The 5,971-nt window shown below is 56.5% G+C and carries 6 protein-coding genes and 1 pseudogene; 6 read left to right on the top strand and 1 reads right to left on the bottom strand.

Translation table 11 applies throughout. The features are described 5' to 3' along the window. Positions 1-30 precede the first annotated feature (30 nt). On the top strand, positions 31-1,044 hold the full coding sequence (locus ACR0M9_RS20885; RefSeq protein WP_480774581.1) for an extracellular solute-binding protein: 1,014 nt from the start codon (positions 31-33) through the stop codon (positions 1,042-1,044). A 100-nt stretch (positions 1,045-1,144) separates the two neighbouring features. Here the strand turns inward: ACR0M9_RS20885 and ACR0M9_RS20880 are convergent. Beyond that, positions 1,145-1,427, bottom strand: a pseudogene (locus tag ACR0M9_RS20880) (transposase); the annotation flags it as partial. A 321-nt stretch (positions 1,428-1,748) separates the two neighbouring features. Between ACR0M9_RS20880 and ACR0M9_RS20875 the strand changes: the two are divergent. The 5 genes from ACR0M9_RS20875 to ACR0M9_RS20855 are packed head-to-tail and all read left to right on the top strand — an operon-like array spanning position 1,749 to position 5,763. Continuing rightward, positions 1,749-2,363 carry a TetR/AcrR family transcriptional regulator gene (locus ACR0M9_RS20875; protein ID WP_480540084.1) on the top strand — a complete coding sequence of 205 codons (615 nt, stop codon included), beginning with the start codon at positions 1,749-1,751 and terminating at the stop codon, positions 2,361-2,363. Further along, complete coding sequence (locus tag ACR0M9_RS20870) at positions 2,360-3,514, top strand: efflux RND transporter periplasmic adaptor subunit (RefSeq protein WP_480774580.1); 1,155 nt, start codon at positions 2,360-2,362, stop codon at positions 3,512-3,514. The genes ACR0M9_RS20875 and ACR0M9_RS20870 overlap by 4 nt, the downstream gene beginning before the upstream one ends. Further along, positions 3,511-4,647 carry an ABC transporter permease gene (locus ACR0M9_RS20865; protein ID WP_480774579.1) on the top strand — a complete coding sequence of 379 codons (1,137 nt, stop codon included), beginning with the start codon at positions 3,511-3,513 and terminating at the stop codon, positions 4,645-4,647. Before ACR0M9_RS20870 ends, ACR0M9_RS20865 begins: the two co-directional genes overlap by 4 nt. Positions 4,648-4,651: 4 nt before the next feature. Next, the gene (locus ACR0M9_RS20860) at positions 4,652-5,365 is read left to right on the top strand and encodes an ABC transporter ATP-binding protein (RefSeq protein ID WP_480484950.1); all 714 of its coding nucleotides are present in this window, start codon (positions 4,652-4,654) and stop codon (positions 5,363-5,365) included. Continuing rightward, positions 5,362-5,763, top strand: coding sequence for a hypothetical protein (locus tag ACR0M9_RS20855; protein ID WP_480484951.1), 402 nt, complete (start codon positions 5,362-5,364; stop codon positions 5,761-5,763). Before ACR0M9_RS20860 ends, ACR0M9_RS20855 begins: the two co-directional genes overlap by 4 nt. The last annotated feature ends 208 nt before the right edge of the window (positions 5,764-5,971 follow it).

Genomic DNA, 5,971 nt, shown 5'->3' with positions numbered 1-5,971 from the left:
CTCAGCATTGGGCTGGAAAAGCCCTGTCGCATTCGAAAGGAAAGTGGCTTAAACGAGCACTTGGGGCGGCACAAAAACGGGACAGGTCCAGTCTATCACTGGTTCGAATACGTACCGCAGGAACTGCTGGACAAGTTCACCGAGCAAACCGGTATCGCCGTGACAATGGACACCTACGACTCGAACGAAGCGATGCTGGCCACGTTGAAAGCAGGCGGCATCGGCACCTATGACGTGGCTGTTCCCGGCGATTACATGGTCAAAATCATGGCTGGCGAAGGGCTGCTGGATACCATCGCCGAGGGCGAGTTGGTCAACAAGGGCAACATCTCGGCCGAATGGGCCGACCCAAGTTTTGATCCGGGCCGCACCCATTCGATCCCGTATCAGTGGGGCTCGACCTCGTTTGCGGTGAACCGCGATGTATACAGTGGCGACATTCAGACTACGGACATCCTGTTCAACCCACCCGCCGAACTGTCAGGCAAGATCAACATGCTGGACAGCCAAGGTGACGTGATGGCCATGGCCTCGCTGCACCTGGGTATCCCGCAGTGTTCGAACGATCGTGAGCAACTGAAGGCACTGAACGATATGCTTCAGAACGCCAAACAGCACTGGGTGTCGTTCAACTCGGATACCGCCAAAGAGGTGCTGGTGTCCGGTGATGCGGCAGTCGGTCAGATCTATGACGGCTTTTCCGCAAAGGCTCGGGAAGAAGGTGCCAACGTCGAATATGCCTTCCCTACTCAGGGCTACGTGGCGTGGATGGACAATGTTGTTCTGCTGAAAGATGCGCCGAACCGCGATAATGCCCTGAAATTCATGGACTTCCTTCTGGAACCGGAAAACATTGCCGCAGTGACCAACTATGCGCAGTATAACGCGGGCGTTAATGGGGTGACCGAGTTCCTTGATCCGGAACTGGCAGCGCAGCCTGAAAAGAACCCTCATGCGGGCGCGGGACAAGGCGTGTTCCTCGAAGTCTGCGACGAGGAAACTCAGGCTGTCTATGACCAGATCTGGACCAATCTCAAGAAATAGGTCGGTGTAAGCTAAGATTTGGTGGCGCTTTTGTTAAAAGCGCCGCCGAACAAACCTATTGAGACGAAAAGCCCCATGAAACGCGTTACAGTCTGCAGTATTTTAAAGCTTCTCTGAACCAGTCTGCATCATAGCATCGGTTTCCGAAAGCCACTCGACATTTGGTAGAGTCCTTAGCAATGCCCTCGCCCCGATGTAAGCGCTGACCTTTCCAGCGGTGGCGAACAGGTTGATCGGACGCCCCTGACTGTCGCAGACGGCGTGCAGCTTTGTGTTCATGACACCCTTGGTCCGATCAATCAGGCGTCTACGCCCCCAGTTGTTACGCCCAAACTGATCGCTGTCCGATGTGCCTTCAGGTAGGTTGCGTCGATCTGTTTGGTCAAAGCCTTTTCCGGCAATCCGGCATGCCCTTCCAAATGACACGCGGCGTTGACGCGAAATAACCTCACAGGAGACTGCGTTGCGTTTGAAGTCAGCGACGAGCTCAAGCGGCTTGATGTCGTGTTATTCCCAAAGTTTGACTATAGGTGTCGCGCAGTTATCGGGTGCTGCCCACCGTTTACCTGTCGATCTTCTCGCTACCAAAAGGTGCCATATACCCCCTTCCGACCCTGATAACGTAATCAAATCCAGATGCGCTTGACGTCAAGTGTATCTCGTCTTAATAAGTTAGTTATTACTCACTAACATAATGGTTTCGAATGCCCGCCCGCAAGCCCGCAGATGAACGCAAGACCGAGATCGTACAAGCCATGCTGCGCCTCGCGGACGAGTTGGGCCCTGATCGCCTGACCACACAGTCGGTTGCTGATGCAGTCGGGCTGACGCAGCCCGCAATCTTCCGGCACTTCGCGACCAAACAGGATTTATGGTTGGCGGTAGCTAACGAGATTTCTGAACGCCTCCGAACCGCGTGGGGTGACGCGCTTAGGACATCTGCCGATCCGGCAGAGCGGATCAAAGCGCTGATTTTGGCTCAATTGCACCAGATCGAGACTATGCCGGCCATCCCGTCTATTCTTTTCTCGCGCGAGCTACAGGTAGAAAACGACGATCTCCGGCAAGCTGTTCTTACGCTGATGACTGAATTGGTCGCATTGCTGTCCATCGAGCTGACCAACGGACAGAAAGCGGGCCTGTTCGACACAAACCTGCCGCCTGAAGACGGAGCGCTACTGTTGATCTCACTGGTACAAGGGTTGGCGATCCGCTGGACTCTAGGGAAACGCGGTTTCGCATTGGAATCCGAAGGGCACCGATTGCTCGACGCTCAGATGCGGCTATTCCGAATAGCAAGTACAGGGGTTTCGCCATGAACCGCCGTATCATCTTCGGTGTTACCCTTGCTGTCGGCCTCGCCGTCTTTGGCTGGCTTGTCCTTACAGAGCGCCCGGTTAATGTTTCCACTGCCGCAATTGAAAAGAATGTCCCTGTTCGTGTTTATGGGCTGGGGACGGTCGAGGCCCGGATCGTCTCAGATGTCGGATTTGAAGTTGGTGCCACGCTGACAGAACTTTCGGTCGACAGTGGTGATACGATCAAAGCGGGGCAAGTCCTTGCCCGGCTTCATCCGACGGAACAACAAGCAAAAGTCGCGCGCGCCAAAGCCGGGATTGCCGCCGCAGAGGCCACTTTGGGCAAGGCTGAGGCAAATGTGATCCGCGCGCGTGCCATTCTTGCGCAACGGCAGTCGACAAATGCGCGCCAGCAGGAACTTGCCGGGCGCAATGCCGTCTCGACTCAGGCTGCAGAAGAAGCCCAGCGGGATGTCGATGTTGCAGCCGCTGATCTGGCCGTAGCAGAAAGTGATGTTGAGGTTGCCAAATCCATGCACAGTGACGCCAAGGCAGCCCTGCAATACGAGCGTGTGCTGCTTGATCATCATGTGTTGCGGGCGCCATTTGACGCGGTCGTTGTTGAGCGCCACGTCGAAGCAGGTACTGTTGTTGTCGCTGGTGAACCAATCTTTACCCTTTTGGACCCGAACACTGTTTGGGCTTTGACCTACATTGATGAAGCGAGGGCCGGGCCCCTGCAACTCGGACAAGTTGCCGAAGTGAGGTTGCGGTCTTTGCCGCATAAGGTCTTCACAGGCAAGATCGCGCGGATCGGTATAGAAAGTGACCGGGTGAACGAAGAACGCCGGGTCTGGATTGCATGCAATCGGTGCCCGGAACAGGTTTTTCTTGGCGAACAGGCCGAAGTTTGGATCACAGTGACAGAGCTGGTCGATGCGATGTTGGTTCCCGAGATCGCAATAACCGGTTTTGACGGGCATGAAGGTCTTATATGGGTCGCGCGGGATGGGCGTGCGCATCAGGTGTCGGCAGTCTTCGGTCACCGGACCGAGGATGCGCGGGTCGAACTGGTCGGTAGTATTCCCGACGGCTCGCAGGTCATCTTGGCACCCGTTAAGGGGCTGTCTGAGGGGCGCATGGTTCGGGTCGTCGAGAGGGATGCGCCATGAACCTCGCCTACCGCGATGTGCGTCACAATCTGTTCCGCTTCATGCTGACTTGCCTCGGCCTCAGCCTTCTGATGGCGGTCGTGCTGGCAATGATTGGTATTTACAATGGGCTGGTTGCGGACGCGCTGAACATCGTCAAAGCACCGCAAGCTGATCTTTGGATTGTTGAATCTGGTACACGCGGACCGTTTGCAGAAGCCTCGAAAATTCCCGACGGCACCCGTGATGCTGTGGGGCGATTGCATGGTGTGGCCGAAGCGGGCAGCATCACATACCAGACCGTCGAAGCGCCCTTTCGCGGCGAAACGCTACGCCTGTACGTGATCGGATACGAGCCAGGTCACCCCGGTGGACCCGAAGCAATCTCGGTAGGGCGTGGGATCAGCCAGTCCCATTTCGAGATCGTGGCAGATGCCAAATCCGGACTGTCCGTCGGCGATGTGATCCGACTGGGCCGCGATCCTTTCACTGTGGTCGGGTTGGTCGAGGATACGATGAATTCCGCCGGTGATCCGGCGGCGTTTATCACCTTGCGCGATGCGCAAGTGCTACAGACGCAACTGGCCCCGTCGGCTCAACGCGTCCAGGAGGCACGAGGCGCGGGGTTGCTCGAAAGTCAGGACAGCGTTGCGGCTGTGATCGCACGGCTTGAACCGCTTGCAGACCCGCAAGCAGTGGCGCAGTCGGTGCGCCAATGGAAACATCTTGGGGCCCTGACACAAGCCGATCAGGAGTCTATTCTGCTATTGTCTGTGGTGGATCGGGCAAAGCGGCAGATAGGTTTGTTTCTGGGCATCTTATTGTCCGTTTCAGCCGTTGTGATCGCATTGATTATCTACACGATGACCATGGAAAAGCTAAAGCAGATCGCCACACTCAAACTGATCGGCGCCCCCGACCGCACGATCATCGGGCTGATCGTGCAGCAATCCATTGCACTTGGTGCGGTCGGCTGGAGTTTCGGTCTGATCCTTATCCTGCTTGTCAAAGACTACTTCCCCCGCCGGGTTGTGTTAGAGCCGATCAACGCCATCGCGCTGGCAGGGATCATCCTCATTGTCTGCATCGTCGCCAGCGGCCTTGGCGTTCGTGCAGCACTCAAGGTCGATCCGGCCACGGCAATCGGAGGGTGACGTCATGCTCAATGATCCGCGCCGCGTGATTGTAGATGTTACCAATGTCTCAAAGCACTTTGGCGAGGGCGGTGCACGTGTCGATGCACTGAAGGGTGTTGATCTGTCAGTCGAGGCGGGCGAAGTGGTGGCACTACTCGGCCCGTCTGGATCGGGTAAAACGACGCTTCTGAATGTCATTGGCTGCATCATTGCTCCGAGTACGGGGAAGGTTACGCTGGACAATGAGGCGGTTTACGACAAGCAATGGCTGCGAAACGATTTGCGTAGGCTACGGCTCGACAAGATCGGGTTTATCTTTCAGTTCCATAATCTTCTGCCATTTCTCGATGCCAAGGATAACGTTGCTCTGGTGCTGAAACTGGCTGGAAAGTCGACGGTCGAGGCGCAAAGGCGCGCTGTCGAACTGCTGGACTATCTGGAGGTCGGTCACCGCAGGGATGCGATGCCCGCGCTTCTGTCCGGAGGTGAGGCGCAGCGTGTGGCCATCGCACGCGCCCTTGCCAACAGCCCGCGCATCATTCTGGCAGATGAACCAACTGCGGCGCTTGACAGCCAGAGGGCCGGGATCGTGATGGACCTGATGCGCAAGCTCGCAGCTGAGCAAGACGCCTGCATCATCGCGGTGACGCATGATGAAAAGATTTACGACCGGTTCGACAAGCTGTTCCACTTACGCGACGGCCGACTTGATGGAACGGAAGGGGGCGCGACATGAAAAATGCAACCACTGGCAACCGCGCCCTGAACATAGCGGCGAGCGTGGCAATAGTGTTCGGCGCGTTGACTGTTTTCTCAGGCGGACGGGCCTTGTTTGGTGGCGATGAAGCACGCGCAGCCGTTGGTAATGCAGTGCCCTTCGTGCTGTGGTTCAACTTTCTGGCAGGATTCGCCTATGTCGTGGCCGGCATTGGACTGTTTCTTCGGCACCGGTCAGCGGCCTGGATATCAACAGGTATTCTGGTTGCCACCGTTCTGGTTTTTCTGGCCTTCGGCGCTCATGTGCTGCAAGGCAATGCCTATGAGATGCGCACCCTCGGCGCGATGACCTTGCGCACGGGTGTCTGGTTAGCCATTTCCGTTGTGGCTTGGGTGCATATCTGGCGAGCAGAATGACTCGCCTGTAGATATGCCGTTACTCGCGGGACATTTCCTTTAACCTCGCAGTCGGGGACAAAGGAGATGTTTATGAATCAGGACGTACGCGGGTGTTGTCACGTTAACGTCCGGTCAACGAGGGAATGCTGATGGTCGGGATTCAAGCGGCTCGAGTGGCAGCATTCGGGGCGTCAAATGCCTCGAGGCGGTGATAACGGATTGTTAG

The sequence above is a fragment of the Ruegeria sp. CH2 genome, from assembly GCF_056537065.1.
The sequence above is the reverse complement of the archived record's forward strand: the minus strand, read 5'-3'. Positions and strand labels throughout refer to the sequence as shown.